This window comes from Legionella norrlandica (genome assembly GCF_000770585.1).
In the GTDB taxonomy this organism is placed as follows: Bacteria; Pseudomonadota; Gammaproteobacteria; order Legionellales; family Legionellaceae; genus Legionella; species Legionella norrlandica.
On the sequence record NZ_JNCF01000045.1, the window covers coordinates 1 to 23,642 of the forward strand.

Sequence of the window (23,642 nt, forward strand, 5' to 3'; positions counted from 1 at the left end):
CCTTTTTACACTGCTTCCAAGATGGATTAATTGTTTAATGGTTTGTTCAGCAATAAATTTTGCAAGTGATTCATTAATTTGTCTTCCAGCCAAAATAAGATTAGAATGATAGCCAATTTCCTCTGCTTTGTGCATTAGGTAATACGAATTAATCCCTATGCAGTGCCCTCCTACTAAACCAGGTTGGAAAGGCATATAATTCCATTTGGTTTTCATCGCTTGAATCACTTCTGCAGTATCAATACCAAGATGATGAAGCATAATCGCAATATCATTAACAAATCCTATGTTGATGTCTCTTTGCGTATTTTCAATAACTTTTGCCGCCTCAGCGACGCGAATGGAAGATACTGGAAAAACTCCGGCTTGAATTATACTGCTATATACTTCGGAGATAGTAGCTAAAGTAGCTTGATCAGTAGCAGATATAATTTTCACTATATTCTGAAGTACATGCTCTTCATCTGCTGGATTAATACGTTCTGGGGAATAGCCTACTGAAAAACTCTCCCCACAAACCAATTTTGAATTTTTTTCAAGCAGAGGAATACACTGCTCTTCAGTCGCTCCTGGATAAACAGACGATTCATAAACAACAATATCCCCTTTCTTAAGATATTTCCCTACCAATTTTGTTGCTTCAAATAACATTGAGAAATTGACCTGCCTGTTTTTATTCAACGGAGTTGGAACAGCGATGATATAAAAATCACGCTCTCTCAACTCATCTGGATCAGAGGTTAATGAGAGATCGCTTGCTCTCAAAGCATCACCCTTGATCTCTAAATTTCTATCTTGGCCATTTTTAAGCTCGGAAATTCGCAATGAATTATTATCATAAGCTACCACTCTTGTAACTTTACCAAGTGCAACAGCCAAGGTTAACCCCACATAGCCTAATCCAATCACTGCAATTTTTCGCTGAGAATGCATGATTTAACCTTATTAATCTTTTTACTTATAATATATAGTTAAATTTAGACAATATTTCAGAAATATAAAAATTGGCAAAATTTGATCTGATAAAAACAGATAAAATCAATCGATAACAAATGAATCATGATACAATTCTTGAAGTCCAGATAGATTGTACTATTTTATATTTTATAAGGCGTCACTATGAATGTAGTTGTTGTTACTGGAGCAGCAAGTGGAATAGGACTTGCTTTATCCAGGATTTGTCTTCAAAAAGGAAAAACCGTTGTGATGGTGGATAATAATGAAGACCATCTTCGCAAGGCAGAGACACAATTTTCAAATGATTTTGCTAATCAGGTTATTTGCGCTTCCTGCGACATAACACAAGAACATCAAGTAGAAGAATTAGCACAACTCGTCTATCGACAGTTAGGTCAAATCGATTGGATATTTAATAATGCAGGAATTATTGGCCCTTTACTTCCTGTTTGGGAATTAAAACCAAGTGATATTCATCAAGTTATGGAAGTTAATTTATATGGAATGATTAATATTATTCGCTCATTCATGCCCTATTTGCTGCAACAAAATTTCCATTCTCATATTATCAATATGGCCAGTCTCTATGCCTTATGTACAGGCTCACAGATGACCGCTTACTCTATGTCAAAACATGCAGTCCTGGCTTTATCTGAATCATTATATTTTGATCTCAATCGTCTCAAAAAGCCCGTGGATATTTCTGTGGTATTTCCCTCTTTTACAGATACTTCATTATTATCTAATAGCACTAAATTTGCTGATTCTCCGATTCATAATCACTTAAATAACTTATTATCTCATTCTCGTCCGGCCCACGAGGTTGCAGAACATATTGTAAGAGAAGTAGAGCAAAAACGATTTTATATCTTGCCAGATAAAGAAGTAAAAAGTTACTGTGAAAATAGGACTAAGGCCATATTATTACAGGACAATCCTCATCGTAACAGCATTGAGCAATTAATGTGCTCTTTACTTAAACGCACATTAACTGGAGTAAATTGATGCGTTTTTACCTCAACATTTCCAATAGTTCTCTTCTGAAAATATGATAATCAACCTCTAAAGCATGCCGCATATTAGATTTGAATCTATGGTGCGGTTTATTTATTTCTTTGGCAATTTTTTTATGTAATTGCTCAGGTCGTTTTAAGGATCCGGCAATAATACGAGCAACTATTTTGGATTGATAATCAGCTAAGGGCCAAATGCATCCTTGTGGTTGGCATAAGCCAATAAAATATAAATTTTCAAATTCAGGATGCATCATCTTTCGGTATAAAGGGACTTTGGTCGAGTTACTGAAATCAATGCAACTTTTATCAAAAAAAGGAAAACTGATTTGATATCCTGTTGCAAAAATAACTGTATCAAATTCATCCTGAGTTCCATCAGTAAAATAAACTTGCTTACCTTCAAATCGGGATATGCCTGGTCGAGTATGTATTTTGCCGTGGCGAATAAAATAAAGAAGCTCTGAATTAATAGTAGGATGAATTTCCAGTGGGCCGCAATCAGGCTTCATTAATTTGTATTTGGCGTATCGGCCTTGTAGTCCCCTGATAACTAAACCAATAATCTTTTGTCTTAACCACGAGGGCATCCATTGTATCTTAGCCACTGCCACATCGGTTGGTTTACCGAAAATAAATTTTGGAAAAATATGACATCCTCTGCGCATGCTAATGCAAGTTCCAGGGGCAACCCGGGATATTTCTACTGCTACATCACATGCTGAATTGCCTCCACCCACAACAAGCACGCGTTTGTCTTTAAAAGGTGAAGCTTTTTTATAGTAGTGAGAATGCAGGATCTCACCACTAAATTCGCCCGGATAAACAGGCTGAAAGGGATCCCAATGATGACCATTCGCAACCAATAAATAATCGTAGTATTCTTCATGAGTCCCCTGAGCATCTTCATAAATAACATGCCAGGTATTATTACTCATAGGATGTACTTTCTGTACTGTAGTATTAAAACGAATGTATTTACTTAATTGAAAGTGCTCCACATAGTTTTGAAAATACTTTAAAAGTTGAGCGTGCGAGGGATAATCTGGATAATCGGCAGGCATAGGAAAATCTTCAAACTCAGACCAACGCTTCGAGCTGATGATGTGAGTGGTTTCATAAACACTAGAATGCTCATTCTGCTCATCGTAAACCCAATTACCACCAATTTGATTATTTTTCTCAAATACTGTAATTGCAGTTAAGCCTTGCTCTTGTAAATTTTTAATTGCTGCAATACCACTAGGACCAGCGCCAATAACACAGACACGAGCCGACAAACGGTCCTTAAGCTCCCTTTTTATTTCCATCAACTAACACCTTTTCAACTTTATCCATTATCATAGCTTGTAAAATTTTGTCTTTATCAATTGTAAAATGGTTTACTTTTACTCCCCCTAATGAACTAACATTAACATTGTCAATCTTAGTTACTCGAGGATTGACTGCTCTAAGTTTTAACCCACTAAACATAGGTACATAACCCGGTTTGTATACATTCAATGCTTCTTTAACATTTGGAGGCACAATAGTTTGTGATACTGCATCTACTGTAACTAATAAAGCAACTGGAACACCTGCCGCATTCAAATTTCTAGCCACCTTGATTTGTTCATTGGCCCCTAAAGAATGCCCTATTAGAATGATTGGCCTATGATCTTTTTCTTTATAGTAACGGTCAATGATAAACCTGCTGACCGCCCCAGCATTGTACCACATCGTGGTATGGGCAGGAACATGATACTTTTCAGACACTTTATCGCGCAGTTGATACATTCCCTTGCTGAAAATTCCCAATCCACCAAGCATAGTATGAACTTCCCCGTTCTTTGATAACGTATTGGGAGATTTCGCTTGATTTGATTTGAGTTTGCCTTTGTGAGTAGTAGAAGCCAGTTGCTCCTCTTTCTTATTATAAGTATTTCGGGAGCCAGTTAAATCCACACAAGCTGTTAAGCTGCCGACAATTAACAACAATAAAAATGATTTAGAAAAACGTATTTGCAGATTGCGAAAATAGTTCATGTTAATATTATTATTGTAATTATTTGAAATTTTATAATACCTTATTATTACACTATTTTACAGATATACCCCAGCAACCAGAGCAACAAACCAGGAAATTAAATGCTCGTCATGATCCTCTGAGAGCCATTCAAAATAATCCAGTTCGATATAAGCAGAACCTAACAGCTGAAACAAAAGCTATTTTTTGGAGGATTGGGCTTCTTTGCCTGACCTATTATTATTTTAATAACTCGACTGCCGCTAAAAAGCGTCCCTGCCCCCAGGGCACGTGAATTAATTGTAATGATTCCCATTGAGTATTGCGTTCCACCTGAGTTGCAACCACTTCAATATCCATAGTTTTAGCCATTTCATTAAAATAATGTATAAAAAATTGCTTACTCTCATTTTCCTCAATATCGGCTACTAAACTACCGTGCAATTTTATGTAATCTATACTTAGATCACTTAAATAATGCAATGGAGAAAATTTAATGCCTACTCGATCTACTCCAATTTTTACCCCCAGCTTTTTAGCTTGCTTAATAAATGATTTAGCATTAGAAAAATGGGATAGAACATGAAATTCACTTATTTCTAATGCCAGATTTTTCAAGATAGCTTTTGGAACGTCTTTTAATTGCTGCAAATAACCAGTGTTATTTACCTTTTTGGCCAAAGTATCTTCTGAAATATTAAGAGCAAAACAAATATTTGATGCAATCTCCAAAGATGCCAATTCATGGAGAACATAAAGATCAATAAGATATGCTAATCCCAGTCTCTCCGCTATAGGCATAAAATAACCAGCGCCTAGCTCATTATCTTCATAATCACGAATGCGAACAAAAACTTCCTTATGAAGATATTTTGTACCATCAGTAACTGCTTGGGCATACAAGCTTATTTTTTTCTGCTCCAAAGAATTTCGAATTTCATCTTCAGAAATTAATTGGGAATATTTATAGGTATCATGCTCCTTCTGACAATAAAACACTCCTGCTTCGCGAGCTTGTTTAACGGATTGATCTATGATTGTTAATAAATTAGAAGCTGTCTGATGGAAAAAATAACTTGCTGCCCCCATATGCACTTTACAAATTTTAATATCACTCATCGCCTGATTTAAAACTTGCTCAAACTCTTTACATTTTTTTTCAAAAACCATAGGATCTCTTTCATGATCGATCAAAGCAAATGTGCTCCCGCTAATTCTTGCTAAAACACTAACGGATGATTGCTTCCAAAAATCAGTACTGATTTTTGCAACAGTTAGTATTAATTGATCTCCCTGCTGATATCCCTGCTTTTGATTCAACTCTTCCAAGCCGTCTATTACTAATAACACAACATACCCTGGAATAAATTCATCCTTATTATCTAAAAGCAAGGACAAATGCTGCAGGAAATAGCGACGATTACTTAATCCGGTTAAGGAATCCTGATATACTTGAGTTCTAAGAGCTTCGGTTTGTTTTAACTGCTCATGGAATAATGATTTGACTTTTGTAACCATTTGATTCATAGCTAGCGTAACTTGTCTTAACTCTGGAGTCTTAGGAATTTGGGTCTCTATAGGGAATTCGCGTTCTGCGATCGCTAAAGCTTGAGCAGTCACCCGCTTTAAAGGTTGTAGCAGATACCTGATAAAACAATAAACCAGAATCAATGCCAATAATGCAAAAATGAAATAAGCATTCACCATTTCTACCGCATTGCTCCATAAGGAAGCATAAACATAGCTTGGATCGCTAGTGACCAAAACAACTCCTGCCTGCATCCATCCGTCCATAATTAAAGACGACTTCTCTGCGGATGGCCATTTAATTAAATTCACAAACCACTTAGGGATATGACTTTCATGCGGTAACTGTTTTTTTGAAATAATTATTTTCCCTCTGATATCTTTTATCTTAATTGAGGAAAAATACCCTCTGTCAAAAACCGCTTTTACCATGGAGTTCATCGTAGGAACATCGTGACTTACCAAAGATTGAGATAATGAAAGCCCCAAAGAAGTTGCTGTATCCTGCGCGTTACTTTCAAGTTGTTGAATAAAAAAGTTGCGGGCATTGTTCATAGTTATCAAATAAGTTCCGATAAAAACCAATAACAACATGATCAACACACCTAAAGCCATTTTCTTTGTCAGAGTCATGCTATTTCACCTTATTGCATACGTTCTATTAAATCCTTCCACTTACCCAAACTTTTAGAGTCCCCCATTAACGAGTTTTCTCCTCTTTTTTTAGCAAGCCATAAACTCTCTGTATTAAAGCTATAGACTGGTTTCAAATCAGATCTCCTTGAAGCTCGGAGAATTTTACTCTCTAAGCTATCAAGAATAAGAGGTTCTGTCGCAGGGGTAGAGTAGAAAGCAAGAACCATATGCGCCTGATTAAGAGTAAGAGATGTAGCATAAGTAATTCGCAATTGCTCGGATGGAACACCAACAGCAACCAAAGTAAAATACTTGATTATGGCAAAGTCTTCGCAATCCCCTCCCCCATCAACAATAAATTCTGCTGGGGATTTCCAATAATCATCACTGGCGCCTGTAATTGGATCAGTTTCGTAATTAAATTGATTAAAGAAGGAGTTCACTTTTTCCAATTGTACATTCACTGGTTTATTTTTAAGGGATTTAATTAAATTCCCCCAAGCGTAAAATCTTTTTCGAACATCCCCCTGATAAGATTGTGCTATTTTTTGAATTTTCTCTACACTAATGAGCGAAACCTGTGAAAAAAGGTCTGTTGCATAAAAAAAAGTCAGGCATATCCAAATGAATAGGCCTGACCCGATACTAAGCTTTTTTTGGCGGTTCTTTGAAGGCAACCAATACCCCTTCAACATGAGCTAATTCCTTTAGTCTTTCCATGCCATTGCCAGCGTGTCCCCTGTATTCATAAGGACCAACAAAAACGGACAGAAGTTCTCTATACGGAGTCACAAAAGCGCTAAAGCCTAATCCATTCAACCTGCTGGCTAAAGCCAAGGCTTTGTTTCTATCCTTAAAAGAGCCCACTGATACATACCATACCTTGGGCGTTATTTGTTGTGGATAAGTTGTATTTTTATCTACCATAGATTTCGTTAGGGGAGTAGTATCCATGTTCTTAACGGGATGAGTAAGAACCATAGGATTATCAGTATTATTGGGATAAGGTATCTCATCCATTTTTCTATTTAGTAAAATATTGGTCTGAGCTGAGGTAAACACGTCATTATTCACAACATTGATAGGCAGTCTCAAATCCAAATATTTCAGTAAACAACCCATCCCATTCAAAATTCTATAACGAGAAAGCACCTCATCATTTTCTCCACGGGCTAATTCAATTTGCGACTGATAATACTCATTTTGCGAGTCTAGCAAATCCAGAAGAGTTCGTTTGCCTACTTTAAACTCGTCTTGATAAGCAGCACGTGTCTTCCTTGAAGAAATAACATGCTGTCTCAATGGCTTTATCCGTAAACCAGAAGAAATATAGGCGTTCCAAGACAGTCGAATAGCCTCTTTTAACTCGAGTAAAGTACGGTTTTTAGTTTCATATGCTTCTTGTACCTGGTATGCTGTTTCTCTGATATGGGCCGCATCAGCACCACCACGAAATGCATTATAATTCATTCGTATAGCAGCCGTATCAGAGTTATTAGGCCCTACAAGACCACCCAAATTTTTGTTTTTTGAGCTATTTAAGACTAAATTCACTTCAGGATAATAAGCTGCTCTAGCCACTTCATACTGGGCTTTTGCTTGTTTAATATCAGCATAACTTGATTTGACTGTAGGATGATTATCCAATCCTTTTTCTATCACTTTACCCAAACTACCTGGCAAATCCTTTCTGGAAGGAACACGAGGCCAAGTTAGACTCTCTGGCCATTTACCCACTGCCTTTGCGTAATTAATTTTTACCTCTTGCAAATTAGCTAGAGCACTAATTTGATTTGATTCAGCCAGGGCAAGCCTTGCATTAGCCTGATCGACTTCAGCAGTCCTAGTAATTCCCGCAGTCGCCCTCTCTCTTATCATTTTAAAAACAGCTCTGTGTGCTTTAAGATTATCGATAGAATAGGCATATAAACGTTCATGCAATAACACAGCTAAATAATGTTTGGTTATTTCTAATGCCAAATCCTCAGCAATTCCCTGGGTCTTCCACCTTTGAGCTTGAGTAAGGTATTGGTTGCGCTTTACCTCATTAATTATTCCACCCCCTGCAAATAATTTCTGTCTTAATTCCACAGCCGATTCTACTATATTTAAAGTAGTGCTGGGGGTGTCATCTATCGCTGTTGTAGTAGGGTTCACGCTTTTTTGTCGACCAAACCCTCCAGTCACATCAATACTGGGATACATAGCTCCTTTTGCTTTATCAATAGCTTGTTTTGCTGACAATCCTTTCGCCGTATTCAGTAATACATCTGGATTTGCGATCATACCGTGTTGTACTGCCTCATAGAGGGTATCCGCACAAGCATAGGAAGAAGTTATCAATGCGGCTATCAGAAGCGCCTTTCTCATTCCCCATCCTCATTATTATTGTTATTCTATAAATACCATATATAGTAAACTATAATCTTAAATGAAAGAGTGCATTGCTACAATATAATTTTATTTCTTTTTATTTTTTGAGATCAATAAATTATTGATTCGAGGTAATTTTTATCATAATGAACAGCCAATTACCAATACTAACAGTAAGCCAACTTAATAGGCAAGTCAGGAATTTTCTTGAAGATGAAATAGGCTTTGTGAATGTAGAAGGTGAAGTTTCCAATTTAAGTAAACCGTCTTCTGGTCACTATTATTTTACTCTTAAGGACAATGCCGCTCAAGTTCGTTGTGCATTTTTTAAAAATCGCCATTCGAGTTCCATACTCAAAAATTTCAGGGATGGCCAACATATTGTTGCAAGAGGCATATTAAGTCTTTATGAAGCTCGCGGAGAATATCAACTGATTGTAGAAGAATTGGTAGAAGCTGGCCTAGGAGCTCTTTATCAACAATTTGAAGCATTAAAAAACAAACTTTCTGCGGAAAGCTTATTTGATTCAGAAAGAAAAAGACCACTACCTAAAATACCAGAAACGATTGGGGTTATTACCTCAACCACCGGGGCAGCTATCCGTGATATCCTATCGACTTTAGCTCGCCGTTTTCCATTAGCAAGAGTTATCATTTATCCGAGCGATGTGCAAGGTCAAACAGCTCCTCAACAATTAATCCGGGCTTTAAAATTAGCTAATTCAAACAAACAATGTGAGGTACTTATATTGGCTCGAGGTGGAGGCAGTATTGAGGATTTATGGGCATTTAATGATGAGCAACTGGCCCGATGCATTGCGTCAAGCACTATCCCAATTGTTTCAGGTATTGGTCATGAAACCGACTTTACAATTGCAGATTTTGTAGCTGATTATCGCGCTGAAACACCCACTGCTGCAGCCACTGCTGTAACACCTAACTGTATTGAGCTATTTAATATCCTTGATAACGCGATTTGTCGCTTGCATGATGCTATTATCAGACTAATCAAAGGATTGCAATTAAGACTTAGCCATTTAATGGATAAAATAGCTTCACCCAAACATACCATATCTAAGTACTGGCAAACTACAGAGCACTTAGAAAAGCAATTAATATCGGCAGTCACCCAATTTCTTAGTAAAAAAACTAATCAAGTATATCTTTTTACTACCCAATTGCATGCGAATAATCCTAAAACTCGTATAAAACAAACGAAAATTAGACTGAAGCAATTGATAATTCAGTTAGCTCAAGAAATCCGAATAGAAATAAGCCAATTAAAAAACCGATTGTCTACTAATTTATCAACTTTGCATGCCGTTAGCCCCTTGGCTACACTAGAGAGAGGTTATGCCATTGCAAGTAAAGATGAAACAGTTCTCTCTACTACTGAACAAGTGCGTATTGGGGATATCATAGATGTCCGTCTATTAAATGGCAGGCTTGCTTGTGAGATCACTCAAATAAACCCTGATTATGGGGTTCAAAATAAGGATTAATTGATATTATGAAAAAACTATTAAATTTTTTAGTTTTTCTATCAATATGTACTGCAAAATTTTCATTTGCCTTAGTTTTACCAGAAAACCATTCTGTCAATGGTGGACTTACTATAATTCCTATAGATATTAGTCAAAAACCAGAAGCTTATTTTGAAGGAAAACGCATTCCAGTCCTGGCTAGTACTAAACCCAAGCAATGGTTGCTAATTGTCGCAATCCCTCTGAAAGATACTGATTGTATTCAATATATTAATATAACAAAACCAATTAAAACTTCTATTCCTTTTCATATTAGCGAAAAATTCTACACTACCCAGTTTTTAAATATTAAAGATATCAGTAAAGTAGATCCCCAACCTCAAGATCTGGCGCGGATTGAAAAAGAATCCCAAAAATTAACTCAAATCTTTGCCAATTACTCAGATAGTAACCCATTTGAACAGCAATACACGGCGCCTCTTCGTGGCCCCATTACTAGTTTGTTTGGTTTAAAGCGGGTTTATAATAAACAACCCAGAGATCCACATTCCGGTCTGGATATCGCAGCCGAACAAGGAAACCGATCTATGCTGTGAATAAAGGAAAAGTGGTAGAGACAGGAGATTATTTTTTCACAGGGAATACTGTGATTATTGATCATGGAATGGGGGTATTCTCACTTTATGCTCACCTCAGCAAAATATTAGTTAAAGCCGGGGAGCCTATAAAGCAGGACAAGAACTTGGATTGGTTGGGATGACTGGTAGAGTAACAGGACCACATCTCCACTGGACAATGATAGTGAACCAAACAGTTGTTGAGCCTTTACTTTTTGTGCCGCTTCGCAAAATTTCCATGATTCCTGTGGCATCCGATAAAAATTCAAATAAATCAACTCAAGAGCCTACTATAAAATAATGATTAACGAATTAATGAATAGCTTTAATATCATTGTCGCTCAGACACAAAATAACCTGAAAATTCTGGGAATAATTCTCTTGGTTCCCTGGTCAATATTCTTTATTAGCTATTTCATTACTAATAAAATTCTGCTTCTAGGGATTATCCCCAGACATCTTTTCGGCCTTCCCGGTATTATTTTTGCTCCATTACTTCATGCCAATTTTAACCATCTTTTTTTTAACTCCATCCCGCTATTGGTTTTAAGTAATTTTATTTTAATTAATGGACTTCATTACTTCTTAGTAGTCACCATCATGATCACTCTGCTTAGCGGGTTTTTAATTTGGTTGTTGGCTAAACCAGGTCTGCACATAGGGGCTAGCGCTTTGATCACAGGCTATTGGGGATTTTTAATATACAATATTTACCAAACCGGGACTCTAACTACTATTATCCTTGGCCTTCTTAGTCTTTATTATTTTGCAGGTATTTTTTTGGGAATTTTTCCTGGTAAAAAAGGTGTATCCTGGCAAGGTCATTTATTTGGATTATTATCAGGACTACTGACCAGTTATCTACTGCAAGTATACCCTCAACTGCTATTAATGTCCTGAACTTGAAGCCTGCTACCCTCTAATAATTCCTCAAACTCTATGCTATTCTTAAAATAAAAACCAATCAGAGAAAACAAGATGGATAGATTGAATTTTAAACACTTTTTCCTTGCAAGCACTTTAGCTTTGTACGCGTCTTTAGCATTGGCTGATGGTTGCTGTAGTCGAATGGGAGGAATAAATTATTGTGACTCCTCCGCTGGTCGTCTTGTTTGTAATAATGGTTTTTATTCAACTTGTTATTGTACTCGGCATGCTGTCATGGATCTGCAACTGCTCAAGGGTTGTTGCTTATGGCATGGAGGAGTATTACCTGTATATAACCCATTGGGTCTTGTTGTTTGTAATGATGGTTACATCTCAGAGGAATGCACCTTGCAAAAACCAATAGATCAAGTAGCTATTTATTAAGCCTCCCGCATTTACCTTAATCTTGCTGATTCAGAAATAGGTACCGCGGACAATAAACCGTAGTACCTGGACAAAGAAGGGTATTTTATTTTTTGAAAATAAGCTTACAGGATGTGCTGATAATACAGCGTCAACGAGTTATAGATACTATAAAGCATCTTAACCAATTTTAAGCGACAACTGCTGAATCATTGACTGCCAAAGTAGCAGATTTCTTTTCTCTTGTCTTATTAAGATGGCTTTTCTCAATTATCTCGCCAAAACATAAAGCACTCATTACTACTAACAAATAACCGGCAGTGGAATAACATAAAATGGTATCTGAAATCGAACCTATACAAAATGAAAATAGCACCCCTAAAAGAATAGGTTTTGATTCCGTGAGTTGAAATGAAGTAACAAACAGGCTTAATAAAAAAATAGATAAGAGCACTAAACCAATTATACCTTGCTCAGCCAGAGTCATCCAATACTGACTGTGTGGATCCGTCAACTCCTTGCCCCAACTTGGAACGGGATTATCTTGTGAATAACTGTATTTGAAACCACCGTACCTATACCAATAAAAGGATGTTGCATCATCAATTGTTTTGCATAATGATGAAATTGAATTCTATAACCTAGTGATGTATTTTTGTCGTGATGCAATAATTTAATATCCTTAATTAAATCATAAACTCTGGTTTGCATTACCGGACTATTATGATATGCCAAAACCATAGCACCACTAAAAAAAATAATACCGATAGAGGCCTGTTTAAAACTTAATTTTTGCAATATGAGCAATAACATTAAAATAAAATAGACTAAGTAACCAGTTCTTCCTGTATTAATAAAAAGAACTTGATAAGTGGTCAACAATAATAGAAGAATATAAGTGACTCGTAGCCAACCAGAATTTTGAAAAGCAAGCAACCCTGACAAATAGGCTGCCAAAGCGACCATAAAACCTGTAATAATATGGTTATAAAATACTTCGCCAGGATCTTCAGATGCAATAATATTATTGGCCTTTAGAATAGAAATAACACAAGTAATAAAAATAGCAGCCAAATAACTATTGATGCTCCAATATCTTACTTTGGGATTAATAAAACCTGTAGCTAAGATAGGAAGATAGATTAATTTACAATACTTACCAACCACCATCCATTGCATTGAGTAAGGTGCAGGACTCCATAGGCTAGCAATCAAAATAAAGGAAAAAAAGCATAATGCCGCCCATCCCCATAAAGTATTGTAGGCATAAAAAAAATACTTCCTGTATTCAGGTGTAATCAATACTGCAATCAAACTACAAATAAAGCAAATCGACTTTATTGTAGGGCTGATTGGAATAAAAAACATAAATAAAACAAAGAAAAAAGGAGCTAACAAAATACCCTTGCCATCCATCATGGTTAATCGCACAATTGTTCCTCTTTTGTATTATCTATACTTGGTAATCTTTTAATATCGCTGTCTTTATAAATTTGCTTAATACCGCGATAAAAAGTTCCTTGCGCTCCAAAGACAGCGAATAAAAACCCAGCTCTACCATCTAAAAAACCTCGTTGTAAGAAAAAGCATCTGTTGAACATCCAAAAGGTACTGAGAAGAACTTTTATTAATCCAATCCTTTTGTTCGACTCTATACGAATTTTGGCACTATAAGAAGAATACTTGTTCAGCTTATAAAGCATGTGGTGCACGTCTTTAAATGAATGATGCCTGATAGGTTTCTTTAGCCTTCCAACGCGAGCCCTGGAAGGGATAATTACTTTTTCATGAACAATATCTTTACTATACGAAGCATTTTCTCTTTTAAATAACCGTATATGTCTTTTAGGGCTCCCTGAATATTTTAAAACTTGATTATAAAAAATCATTTGAATAGGAACACGAAATGCATCGGCACTATCTGATGAAATCGCTTGCAATATTTCTGCTTGCAATTCCTGACTTACTGATTCATCAGCATCGAGATTTAAGATCCAATCTCCTTGAGTCTTTTGCAGAGCTCTATATTTTTGTATCCCATAACCTTGCCAATCCATTGAAAAAACCTTATCCGTATATTCCTTAGCAATGGTCAAAGTATTGTCTGTACTACCTGAATCCACTATGATTATCTCATCCGCAAAAAGAACAGACTCTAAACATCTCCTGATATTAGCTTCTTCATTTTTAGTGATAATGATAACGGATAGCATGGTTTTAAATAAGTTAAAAGAACGTATTATATACCCAAGAAACTCCAAAATGCTATTTCAGTCCATTGCTTTTTCAGGGCAAAATCATACTCTGCATATTATATGAATTAAACGAATCATTTCCGAACAGACGTAAATCCATTCTCTAAGTTGACACATCACTTTGTTTGCAAGATAGATTTCCGCCGGCGCGGAAAATGACACATTTTAATCCGCTTTATAAAATGGTTGGGAATCAAAGTGGTATGATTTTTGTGGGAGTTTGCTCCAAATCAATTTCTTCGGCTTTTTGAGGAATTCGAAAAATCGAGAATTTTGGTAATTTATTTTGGACCCTTGTCATAGCATGCTGCATTGTTTTAGAGTCTTTCAACAAAACAGTAACGGTTGCTTTATCCGGCTCTCCCGTTTCAGGGTTACTGTATTTTTCTCCCGTCATTGTTACATTTTCTTTGTGTTGAACCCAAAAACGGAGTAAAGATTGCATACCAGTTTTGGATACCTTTTGTTCAGGATTTTGTTTCTCTAACACCTGTAAAATACATTTGCACCTCCATACGGCATGATCTAAAGATGGAGATTGATGGACTTGTTGTTCTAGAATGCTACGTAAATCGCAATTATTTTTCGCAAGCTTTACCAACCATAATTCAATAACATCTATATTAAGTAAGGGATTTTGTGGTTCCATATTAAATAGGTCCACTTTATCCATAGCAGAGTTGATAACTGCATTTAGAGTAATATTAAGAAAATTATTTAATAAAGACTGGACTTCGGAATAACAAGATTTAGCATTACTTTTTAAGCGTAACAATAAGTCCAAGCTATTGTTCAAATCATTGCAGGCTTTATAAAATGACTGTAAAGCATTCTCTTTTCCCATATTTAAATCATAATATGCTGAACGTACTCTTTCGATTGCAGGCCCTAATGCAGTGAGCTTATTCGTGAGGATTTCACAGAGCTGATTGGCATCTTCCTGGCTTAATAACTGGTGCCTCAATTCACGTATAGCAAATTTTGTCCATTTATGGTGTGCTTTGTCTTTCAGACTAAGCGTTTTTTCGTTGCTCTGCTTTTTCGTTTCACATTGATTAAAAATATAGGTCTTCTCTTGAGCAGAAATTTGTTGGTAAATTTCATTGATTTTTAATAAAACGATTACCTGTTTTTCAGTTAGACAGTATTCATTAAGACTTTGTGGGTTACCCGAACTTAATAATTTTTGAAGCGGCCCTTTCATAGTATTGGGCAGCTGGGAGATAGTATTCGTTAGGGTGAGAGCGCTTAAATTTGAGCTCAAGCGGTCTATGCTGGATTCGAATAAATATTCTAATATCCACTGCTCGTCAAAAACTTTGAGGATAAATCCTTGAGCTTTTTGTATCAGTTGATCCCTAACCCGCAAGGAGTGCTGAAGTTCTCCACCAAATCGGAATAGTTGAAGAAATTTTGCCTTTTTGTTTTGAGGTGTTTTTTTATAAAGTTCAAGAATACATTCTAAAATTTTATTTTGCTTAGAGTTAAGTGCAAAAAACGATTGGGTGTCTTTGATAATTTCCTTTGCAAATTGAGAGAATAAAGGTTCTGTCAAACAACGAAAAACGGCTTCAATCAGATTCTTATTAATATGTGCATTAAATTTCTGAAAAAGCGCGGATAATTTAACGTATTCTTTTGACAATAATAGAGGTTGGAATAAAGATTTGCATTCTTCTTCACCAAAGGGGAAACTAGTTTTTAATTTTTGATAACATAAGGTATTTTGTTCTTCAGTAAAATGTGGATATAAGTTCTTAGCCACCTTTACTGCATAAGTAATTATTGATTCTTTTATATTAGAAACATTGGAGTGGTCGAGCAATTGCAAGAGAAAATCGCGAGAATCTGCGGCAGCCAAACTTTTTACACTGGGCACATTAGCTGGTGCAGCTGGAAGTACTAAAGGATTATCAAGTTGAGTATTTTTTTTATCTTTAAGAAACTGAAATTGCCAGCTAACAAAATCTCCTAACATCAAAAAAGGTGTGGCGGTTGTATACCATAGTCCTTTAATAATGCCATGCCAAATGAGCCCCTCTACCCCCCCTCTGATGGCCTGCAAGAATTTTAAGTTATCATTTTGATGAGCTGCAATTCGCTGTTTTGTTCGCAAGTAAGGTTCTGTCAATGGGTAGTGAATTAATGCCAAGGGTTGATATTTATGCATTAATTGCAGAGCAGCGCCTAAACTCTTAGCCCCCCAGTCTAGTATAAAATCATAAGTTTGAGGCCCCCCCAAAGGTGTACCATCAGGATCTCGGTAATAGGAAAGAAAATTATATCGATGCATTCTGCGATAATCATCGATCACTGTTTTTGAAGGTCCGTCATGCTTAAGAGCAGCATAAAGCATACCAGGGGTTTGTTTGCGCGATAAATTCGTTTGCTTATTTTGTTTTTGTTTTTCAAAGTAAGCTTTCACACTAGGTGATTTTAACAAAGAGCCCACATGAAGTTTTGCTTGTCTTGCAATTTCCTGGGCAAGAGAATCGGAAGGCTTAGGATAAAAATATGCCGTCAAATCTTTTAGATAGATCAAAATTTCATCATAGTGCGCCTGAGAATCCTCGGTGACAAAGACCGGACGGCTTACGCTTAAATCACGAATTAGCTTTTCACATTTTGCTTTACTAACTGGATAAAAAGCTTCACTGGAATTGATAAAAGCAAGAAAGCTATGCTTAAAGTGCTCATCTTGTCGACCAAATTCATAAAGATTATAAACTAGATTTTTAAATAAACTATAAAATTTATGCTCACAATCTTCAAAGGTACGTTTCTGGCTTGCAAGCCCAGCAACTAACTTGGCATGCTTTTCACGCAAATAATTCGTACAAAACTGCGGTAAAGTTGGTGGAAGAGCTTCTATATTAGGTAAAAATCGCGTTTTTATTTGTCTATAGGCTGCTGCAAAAGTAGGGCAATATTCTATAATTCGCGATGACTGCAACATACGAACCACAAAAGAAGCGCACAGTTCATTATCTTGGTTGAAGTATCTATCAAAATTTTTAGGTATCACTCCGATAAATGGTAAATAATCTCCATTATCTGCACGGATAACTTGTCCATAAAACGGATCTTCCATGAATTGATCTGGGGCAATAGGGTCATAAACGATATGGCCACGTGTGCTTCTATGCATGGCCTGTGCATATTGTAGTTGGAGCGGTCCTAAAGGATTTCCTTCATAACAAACCCGTGACTGTTCACTATAAGTAGTATTTTTTGGAAAAGCTAATACATCCAACGTACCTGCTCGGCGATACATAGGTGTTTGTTTTTCATTGCCTTCACGGTCTTTAAAATACGTCCCATGAGAACTTGGTAAGTAAAAACTCTGGATCTGGATTAGCCCTTCATCAGTAGGGTATGCTACATATTGTTTGCGAAATTTTTTATAAGCCGTATTTTCAAAATAGGAAGGCTCAGGTAAAAGTTCACTGACTAAATTATCTACTAAGGCATTATAAATCACTTCTCCATATTCCGAAGGTTGCAATTGGCTCATATAATCAAAATTAGCCAAAAGAGACTGAATTTCAAATTTTATACCAATAGCAGCATTCATTCGGGCTTCTGAAGGCCCTTGCCTATGGAGGCTTAATTGTTTGAAGCGTTTCCCCCACAGGGCTTCTCCTTCTCGAAATTTAAAGGCATAGGCTCCCGCTTCATTGGAAAGATTTACCGTACCATCCCAGTTCGCACCAATACCCAATGCTTGTCCTGCATTGGTTTGAAATCCTTGTAACAACTCAAATAAATATTGGGATAAAATATCTAACGTCGCTTTATCTGGTGCTAATTCTTCGAAGTCAAATTCAACTAAAATTTCTTTAAGTACACTATGTATCTTCTCAGGACTTAAAAAGCTGATAGGCTCTGACAAGAAAGGATTTACTAATAAATCTTTAGACTGATATCCCTCATTTCTTTGTATAAATTCAACTCCTAATTGATACAAGGTCGCTTCCAACCACAATTGGAAATGTCCTGTCACTGGTACTTCCATTCGATGGGATAATTGCCGACGAATCAATGCATGGAGCTGTTCAAGGGGAATAAACCGCGGAGGGTATTTCACTTGAGCATCAAAGTGCCCGCCAATTTTCATACCAAACGCATTTAGTAATAAAATATCAGTTTCGCTATCCAATCGCCCTGCACTATTGTAGTTATAAGTGTATTCAGGAATAAATGGAGGTTGAATAGAACTGAGAACAGATTGTTCCGACTCAGTAATGCTCACTGGAGAATCATCAATTATGTATTGCGTTATTGAAAGTGGTGCCTCGACTTTAGAATGAGCGTCACTTTTAAAGACTTTCGTGAAAGACAGGGTCGACCACCCCACTATCATTTCCAAGAGTTGCCATAAAGATTCATGATCACAGTAGGGTCCATGCTCTCTAATTGTGCGCAAAACCCCTTTGTAACAATCTTCAAGCGAGTAGTCTGAAAGTATGAGAGAAGCTTTTCCTCCCGGCGACTTCTCTTTGTTGGCGTGATGATAAGTTTCCACTATCGTATTAAAAGCGTGAATCGATTTATTAATAGGCCGGCTATGGATAGGAAACTCACTCAAGACTGTAGGCAAGCGATAAGGAAACCGCCCTTCGAAATCAAACTCATATTCCAGTTCATTGCAAATTGTTGATAACTGACTAGTCAGTTCCTGATTTGATGGTGGAGAAGGAATATTAAGATTTTTCTGCAGTTCACTAATCAAATCTCTATTTTTACAAATCATATTGAGCAAAGGATAAGCTTTGATTAAAACTACTTCATCATTTTTAAGCGATTCACGAAAAGCAGCCGGCAGCGACTGCTTTAATTGGTGAAAACTTGCCTCAGATATTGGAGTAGGCATGTTATCTACCTTTAAACTATTTCTAGACTAGGATTTGGCTCTTCTGATTTTTGTTTCTCCCAATTATTAAGTAGATCAAGCCGTCTCTCTTCCCATTTTTTTTGATTGCGCCTTGCGTCACCTGGATTAAAAAGACTGATTCTCATATTCTCCATTGTTAATCGATCAATTACCCTATTAACAATATATTGCCAGTGAGCTTGGACTTTATCACTCAGCGGGTGACCTACTAATCCTTCCTTAAGTTTATTTAAAATAGAGAACGACGTGCGTTCATTATTTACAGCTCTATTGATAAACACTTCTAATAAAGAAGCAGCATCATCGCATTTACAAAATCCATATTCAGAAATTAATCTATTCGAGGTTCTCTTGCTGCGCTCAGAATTCAGAATCCCTCCATGAGCACTATGATAACTTGATAATGTAATTCCACCTCGATGAAATCTTAGGATAAGATCCTTACAATTTTCATCATCAACATTCCTGAGATATAGTATCCGCACTATTTGCTCATAAAAAGCTTTTAATCCTAATGCACTGTCTTCTTCCTCATCTTCTAATAATGCGATTTCATCAATGCGCTGATCCACTGCTGCTTGAAAAACATGCATAAGATTATCGGTGCTTTCTGATTGTCCAGTTTTAGTTGTAAGCACAATACTGGCAGAATTGACACTGCTCGCGACTATCGCATTCTGGGTCTGCTTATTGAGATTATTACTTAGACCATTAGGTTGAGACGATCCTTGAGCCTCCATAGTTAATCCCTGTAGGGGGCGCGGGTGCAAACAAAGAATCTCCATTATTTTGGCAACCGATAAAGTGCTATCCAAGCCTAATACAGAAGCTTGTAATAAAAGTTTGGTTGCCGAGCATAAAATGCTAGAAACACAATCAGTACTTATACCAGTAATTAACAAGCTACCCGATCCACAATCTTTCGTAGAATGCTCGCTACTATGAACTGGTTCTAAGGCTAATTGATGATCAATACTATGAATGCATTCTCTTAAGGCATCGATACTACCGGCTGAAGAAGCCGGTAAATTGGATAATCCACCCGAGAAAGATAACATAATAGCGCTTAATCGACTACAAAAAGAGGCCATAGATTGGATAAGGCGTTGTTGTGATGAATGAAGTTCAATATTATCACGCAATAGATCAGGGTTTACTTCCATCTCACTTGCAAAATCACCTAAAGCCACCCCCAAACGAGATATAGTTAAGCGCAGAGCAGAAATCATATGGAGCATATTATTTTCTTCTCCAACCCCACTGTCTTCTTTTACTGCGTTGCTTAATAAATCAGATTCTTTGTGAGTTTGCTCATTGGATTTTTGCGCTGTTTTCTCTATTTTTTCCTTATCCAGCAACGTCAAAGATCGACTCATGCAGAGCTCGAATAATTCTTCACATAATAATGACATGGCACAACAACTAACCATTAAGGTCACGTTTGCTTCTTCCGATTGGTGAACTATAGAGCTGTTTTCAATAGGATTATCCATTCTTTTGATTTCATGTTTGAAATTCTTAGTAAAAGCCTGAATAACATTTAATGCGGTACTAATGATTCCACTGATCTCACTATTTGCGGATACTGCCTCATTTTTTTGTTCATTGCCAATAATGCTGGCTTTTTTAGCAGCTGCAATCGCTTTCAGAATAGGTGAAATGAAGACGCTATGAGCACTCAATACCGCAGCAATGCTCGAATTACTAACTGTACTCAGTGAAGAAGCCATGTCTCTATTAAGATTAGGGATAGGGTTATGGTTAGCCTCTGCTTCATCAAGAACCCTTAATATATTGTCATACAAACGCGGCATTAAAGCGTCAGACAAAAGAGCGCTATTTGAAAATCCTGGAGCCAGCTCTAGCCTTTCCTGCTCTTCCTGGATCAAACGGCGCAGCATTTCCTTCAACGCACCTGATTGACAAAGAGCTACTACAAAAGAACGTAAAGCAATACTTTCAACCCCCAGATAAGTAGTCTTGGATGTAGATTGAAGAATAGAGGCACTTTTCAGGGAATCTTCAGTAAGTCTTGTTGCATTACTGACTAGGCTGAGGTTTGTTTTGAAGCCATTATCTGATTCAATTCTATCTACTCCACCACTAAGCCTTTTTGCTTCCGTACTAAAACGTAAAGCACCAAATAATGCCTCCAGGCCAATGCCACTTTCTAATGCAATCAAAGCCAGCACACCGAATGCACCAATCAAAAATCCAGTACTATTACCTTGAGAAAATGCTACTGAAGCTTTACCCACTGAATTGATATCCTTTCTTTCACCATTAATTTCTAGAAAGTTTTGATGAGAACGATGAATCAATACCACTTTTTCCATCGCGCTTGCCAAATGTTGAAGCAGTGATAAGTTGTCAGAAACTGCTCCTGTCCCCAAAGCGTTCGCACTACCTTTATTTGATTTAATCACTGAATCGACATATTCTGCCGCTTTTCGTTGTTCTTCTTCTTTCAGCTTTAAAGGAATGCTAGGGCTTTCTGCTACAGTTCGCAATTCACGTAGGGCGGATAACATGCCTGCAATTACGTTCAGAGACGCAATAAGAGAACCAGAAGTAATTAGTTCGCTAACTCCTAATACAACCGGAGCTGAAACACCCAGTTGATTACAACGCACAATGCGTTCTTGTAGGGCACAAACTCGAGACATTAATGCATCTAAATCAGCACCTGTCATTTCTTTTCTTGTTTGGAGAACAACTGCACTTTCTGCCTTACTGCCTTTATCATTTTTTGTGAAATTCACACTGCCACTTAATTCACGTGAAATGAGACCAGTAAAACCCGGGATTAAACTGGCAGCAATAACGAGTGCGGAGCTACCACGTACAGTACTTGTAGCGCTGGAAGCTATGATCAGGTGTTGATCATCCAGCCCCAGATGTTGATCTATATGATTAATCATCTCATCAAATTGATCACAGAAAACACTCACGTTTTGTGAATGGTGTACGGCATCTCCTCCAGAAAAATCTTTAATCAAACTTGCTTTAGCAGCAGCTCCATCAGTGTTTTGGATGCAGTTTTCTTCTTGTTGTTCTAAAGCATGTTGTGCTTCGGTTAAGCCAAGAAAAGACGCATTGGTTGCAATTAATGTTTTGACAAAAGGTTCCGCAGTCAACAACCTCACTAAAACAGAAGCAACAGGACTGCTAACACTATGTTTATCTGTCATTTTTGAAGCCTGATCAAAATTGAAAATGGCCTCTTCCAGGCGACGCAAAGCAGCAAAAGATTCATTTAAATCTTTGCCATTAGAAAAAGATTGGCAACATTCGCGAAATGCCTGATACACATTCTTTTCTTGAGGATGGATAGATTCTTGTTTAGAAAATTCAACTAAAGCACTGACTTCACGAAATGATGAGCCGATTAAATCAACCATTACCGAAACAAGTCCAGCTGTACTTAAAGAGCCAATTGCTGCAGAGGATGCCATCGATTTAGCAATACGAGCATGAGTGCCAGCCCCACTCCCGGGCGCTTTGAATTTAGGATTAATTTGTCGTCTTAATTCATCCAAAATGCCATTGCAATTATCGCATAAGGCACGACAATTCGCAGAGAAGCCAGATTTATGCTCTTCAAGTTCTTTTTTGACATCTAAAGTCGAGGCACGTTCAGTTTGTAAAAACTGATGATAATCATTCACCGAGTGGGCTAATCCCGAAATGACAGCAGTGACATCGAGAGGTAATTGGGAAAGGTGAGAAGCAGCAGTTGCAGGCGTCAGCACGATCTTATTCACTATTGAAGCAACACCATTTCTAGTTAAACGCAGCATATCACGTAATGCTTCAGGGAAGAGATCTAAAGCTGCTGCATTTTCTTCTGGATCTTCTGCTTTAAATAAAAGATCCAGTGCTTTTAATAGGGAATCTCGCTGAGCTAAATTTGACTCTTGTATTGCTTTACTAGAAGCGCGACCCGCTTGACTGATACCTACACCAACCCCGCTTATTACAGACCCTATAGTACCAGGTAATGCAGAAATTGAGATAGAAACTGGGGTAGAAAGATTGTCGCGCATGATAGAACATCCTGTATTAATAATTAAAATATAAGGAACAAAGACTAATATTGAGAGATGTCTCAATTCCTTTTGCAGATCAGCTTTGTCCTCGCGTATCGTCTTTAATTAAGAGGCAATTTCTTTGGATTAAATAAGACCTACGAAAAATTAAGATGATTATTTATCATGTAAATGTATTTAAAACAAGAAAAAATTTTTATAGAAAATGCGATGTGCAACTCTCCCCTTACATCATATCCTACCGTCGTGGCTCAGTTTAAATCACGATAATCTGAGCCAAAGCGGTAGCATGAAAGGACAGATTGTAATAACTTCCAGAACACATCGTAGTGCCCAAAACTAGGTGACTGTGAGTTGACAATGAATAAGACTAATTCCCTTTAACAAACACCTTCTCTATGATCATGGCTATCAAAATGCAACTTACCGTCTTTCACTCTCAAAGTCACATGACCACCATGCATTAACTTGCCAAACAACAGCTCATCAGCAAGCGGCTTTTTAATATTTTCCTGGATTAATCTTGCCATAGGGCGTGCACC

Annotated in this window: 15 protein-coding genes and 2 pseudogenes; 5 read left to right on the forward strand and 12 right to left on the reverse strand. The window is 37.1% G+C overall.

The annotated features are described in order from the left end of the window. A partial coding sequence (locus OK13_RS10275) for a nucleotide sugar dehydrogenase (RefSeq protein ID WP_035890674.1) occupies window positions 1-933 on the reverse strand: 933 nt, incomplete at its 3' end. Window positions 934-1,119: 186 nt separating this feature from the next. On the opposite strand from OK13_RS10275, the gene OK13_RS10280 reads away from it, so the two are divergent. Further along, on the forward strand, window positions 1,120-1,962 hold the full coding sequence (locus OK13_RS10280; RefSeq protein ID WP_035890675.1) for an SDR family NAD(P)-dependent oxidoreductase: 843 nt from the start codon (window positions 1,120-1,122) through the stop codon (window positions 1,960-1,962). A gap of 7 nt (window positions 1,963-1,969) precedes the next feature. Here OK13_RS10280 and OK13_RS10285 read toward each other — a convergent pair whose 3' ends face one another. From OK13_RS10285 to OK13_RS10305, 5 genes are all read right to left on the reverse strand, one after another. Beyond that, window positions 1,970-3,280, reverse strand: coding sequence for a flavin-containing monooxygenase (locus OK13_RS10285; RefSeq protein ID WP_035890676.1), 1,311 nt, complete (start codon window positions 3,278-3,280; stop codon window positions 1,970-1,972). Next, a complete protein-coding gene (locus OK13_RS10290) occupies window positions 3,258-3,995 on the reverse strand; it encodes a lipase family protein (RefSeq protein ID WP_035890677.1) in 738 nt (245 codons plus the stop codon). Before OK13_RS10290 ends, OK13_RS10285 begins: the two co-directional genes overlap by 23 nt. A 220-nt stretch (window positions 3,996-4,215) precedes the next feature. Continuing rightward, window positions 4,216-6,135, reverse strand: a complete 1,920-nt coding sequence (locus OK13_RS10295) for a bifunctional diguanylate cyclase/phosphodiesterase (protein WP_035890678.1) — start codon at window positions 6,133-6,135, stop codon at window positions 4,216-4,218. An 11-nt stretch (window positions 6,136-6,146) separates the two neighbouring features. After that, window positions 6,147-6,833: a transglutaminase-like cysteine peptidase gene (locus OK13_RS10300; protein ID WP_035890679.1), complete on the reverse strand. Its 687-nt coding sequence runs from the start codon at window positions 6,831-6,833 to the stop codon at window positions 6,147-6,149. Further along, on the reverse strand, window positions 6,784-8,508 hold the full coding sequence (locus OK13_RS10305; protein WP_035890680.1) for a TolC family outer membrane protein: 1,725 nt from the start codon (window positions 8,506-8,508) through the stop codon (window positions 6,784-6,786). The genes OK13_RS10300 and OK13_RS10305 overlap by 50 nt, the downstream gene beginning before the upstream one ends. Before the next feature lie 149 nt (window positions 8,509-8,657). Here OK13_RS10305 and xseA point away from each other — a divergent pair, with 149 nt between their 5' ends. The 4 genes and pseudogenes from xseA (at window position 8,658) to OK13_RS10325 (ending at window position 11,923) form a co-directional block, all read left to right on the forward strand. Further along, window positions 8,658-10,013, forward strand: a complete 1,356-nt coding sequence (gene xseA / locus OK13_RS10310) for an exodeoxyribonuclease VII large subunit (protein WP_035890681.1) — start codon at window positions 8,658-8,660, stop codon at window positions 10,011-10,013. Window positions 10,014-10,021: 8 nt separating this feature from the next. Continuing rightward, window positions 10,022-10,913, forward strand: a pseudogene (locus tag OK13_RS16060) (peptidoglycan DD-metalloendopeptidase family protein). Next, complete coding sequence (locus OK13_RS10320) at window positions 10,913-11,512, forward strand: rhomboid family intramembrane serine protease (RefSeq protein ID WP_035890682.1); 600 nt, start codon at window positions 10,913-10,915, stop codon at window positions 11,510-11,512. Before OK13_RS16060 ends, OK13_RS10320 begins: the two are co-directional and overlap by 1 nt. Window positions 11,513-11,590: 78 nt before the next feature. Beyond that, window positions 11,591-11,923, forward strand: coding sequence for a hypothetical protein (locus OK13_RS10325; protein ID WP_035890683.1), 333 nt, complete (start codon window positions 11,591-11,593; stop codon window positions 11,921-11,923). Between the two features lie 169 nt (window positions 11,924-12,092). On the opposite strand, the gene OK13_RS16195 is transcribed toward OK13_RS10325, so the two are convergent. From OK13_RS16195 to OK13_RS15885, 6 genes and pseudogenes are all read right to left on the reverse strand, one after another. Beyond that, window positions 12,093-12,416, reverse strand: coding sequence for a hypothetical protein (locus tag OK13_RS16195; RefSeq protein WP_241480516.1), 324 nt, complete (start codon window positions 12,414-12,416; stop codon window positions 12,093-12,095). Beyond that, window positions 12,413-13,333, reverse strand: a complete 921-nt coding sequence (locus OK13_RS10330; protein WP_241480517.1) for an O-antigen ligase family protein — start codon at window positions 13,331-13,333, stop codon at window positions 12,413-12,415. The genes OK13_RS16195 and OK13_RS10330 overlap by 4 nt, the downstream gene beginning before the upstream one ends. Then, window positions 13,324-14,115, reverse strand: a complete 792-nt coding sequence (locus tag OK13_RS10335; protein ID WP_035890684.1) for a glycosyltransferase family 2 protein — start codon at window positions 14,113-14,115, stop codon at window positions 13,324-13,326. Before OK13_RS10335 ends, OK13_RS10330 begins: the two co-directional genes overlap by 10 nt. Window positions 14,116-14,350: 235 nt before the next feature. After that, a complete protein-coding gene (locus OK13_RS10340) occupies window positions 14,351-19,030 on the reverse strand; it encodes a hypothetical protein (protein ID WP_035890685.1) in 4,680 nt (1,559 codons plus the stop codon). 11 nt (window positions 19,031-19,041) lie between these two features. Further along, entirely contained in the window at window positions 19,042-23,097 is a 4,056-nt protein-coding gene (locus tag OK13_RS10345; protein WP_035890686.1) for a hypothetical protein, read from the reverse strand. Window positions 23,098-23,480: 383 nt separating this feature from the next. Continuing rightward, window positions 23,481-23,642 (reverse strand): annotated as a pseudogene (locus tag OK13_RS15885) (hypothetical protein); the annotation flags it as partial.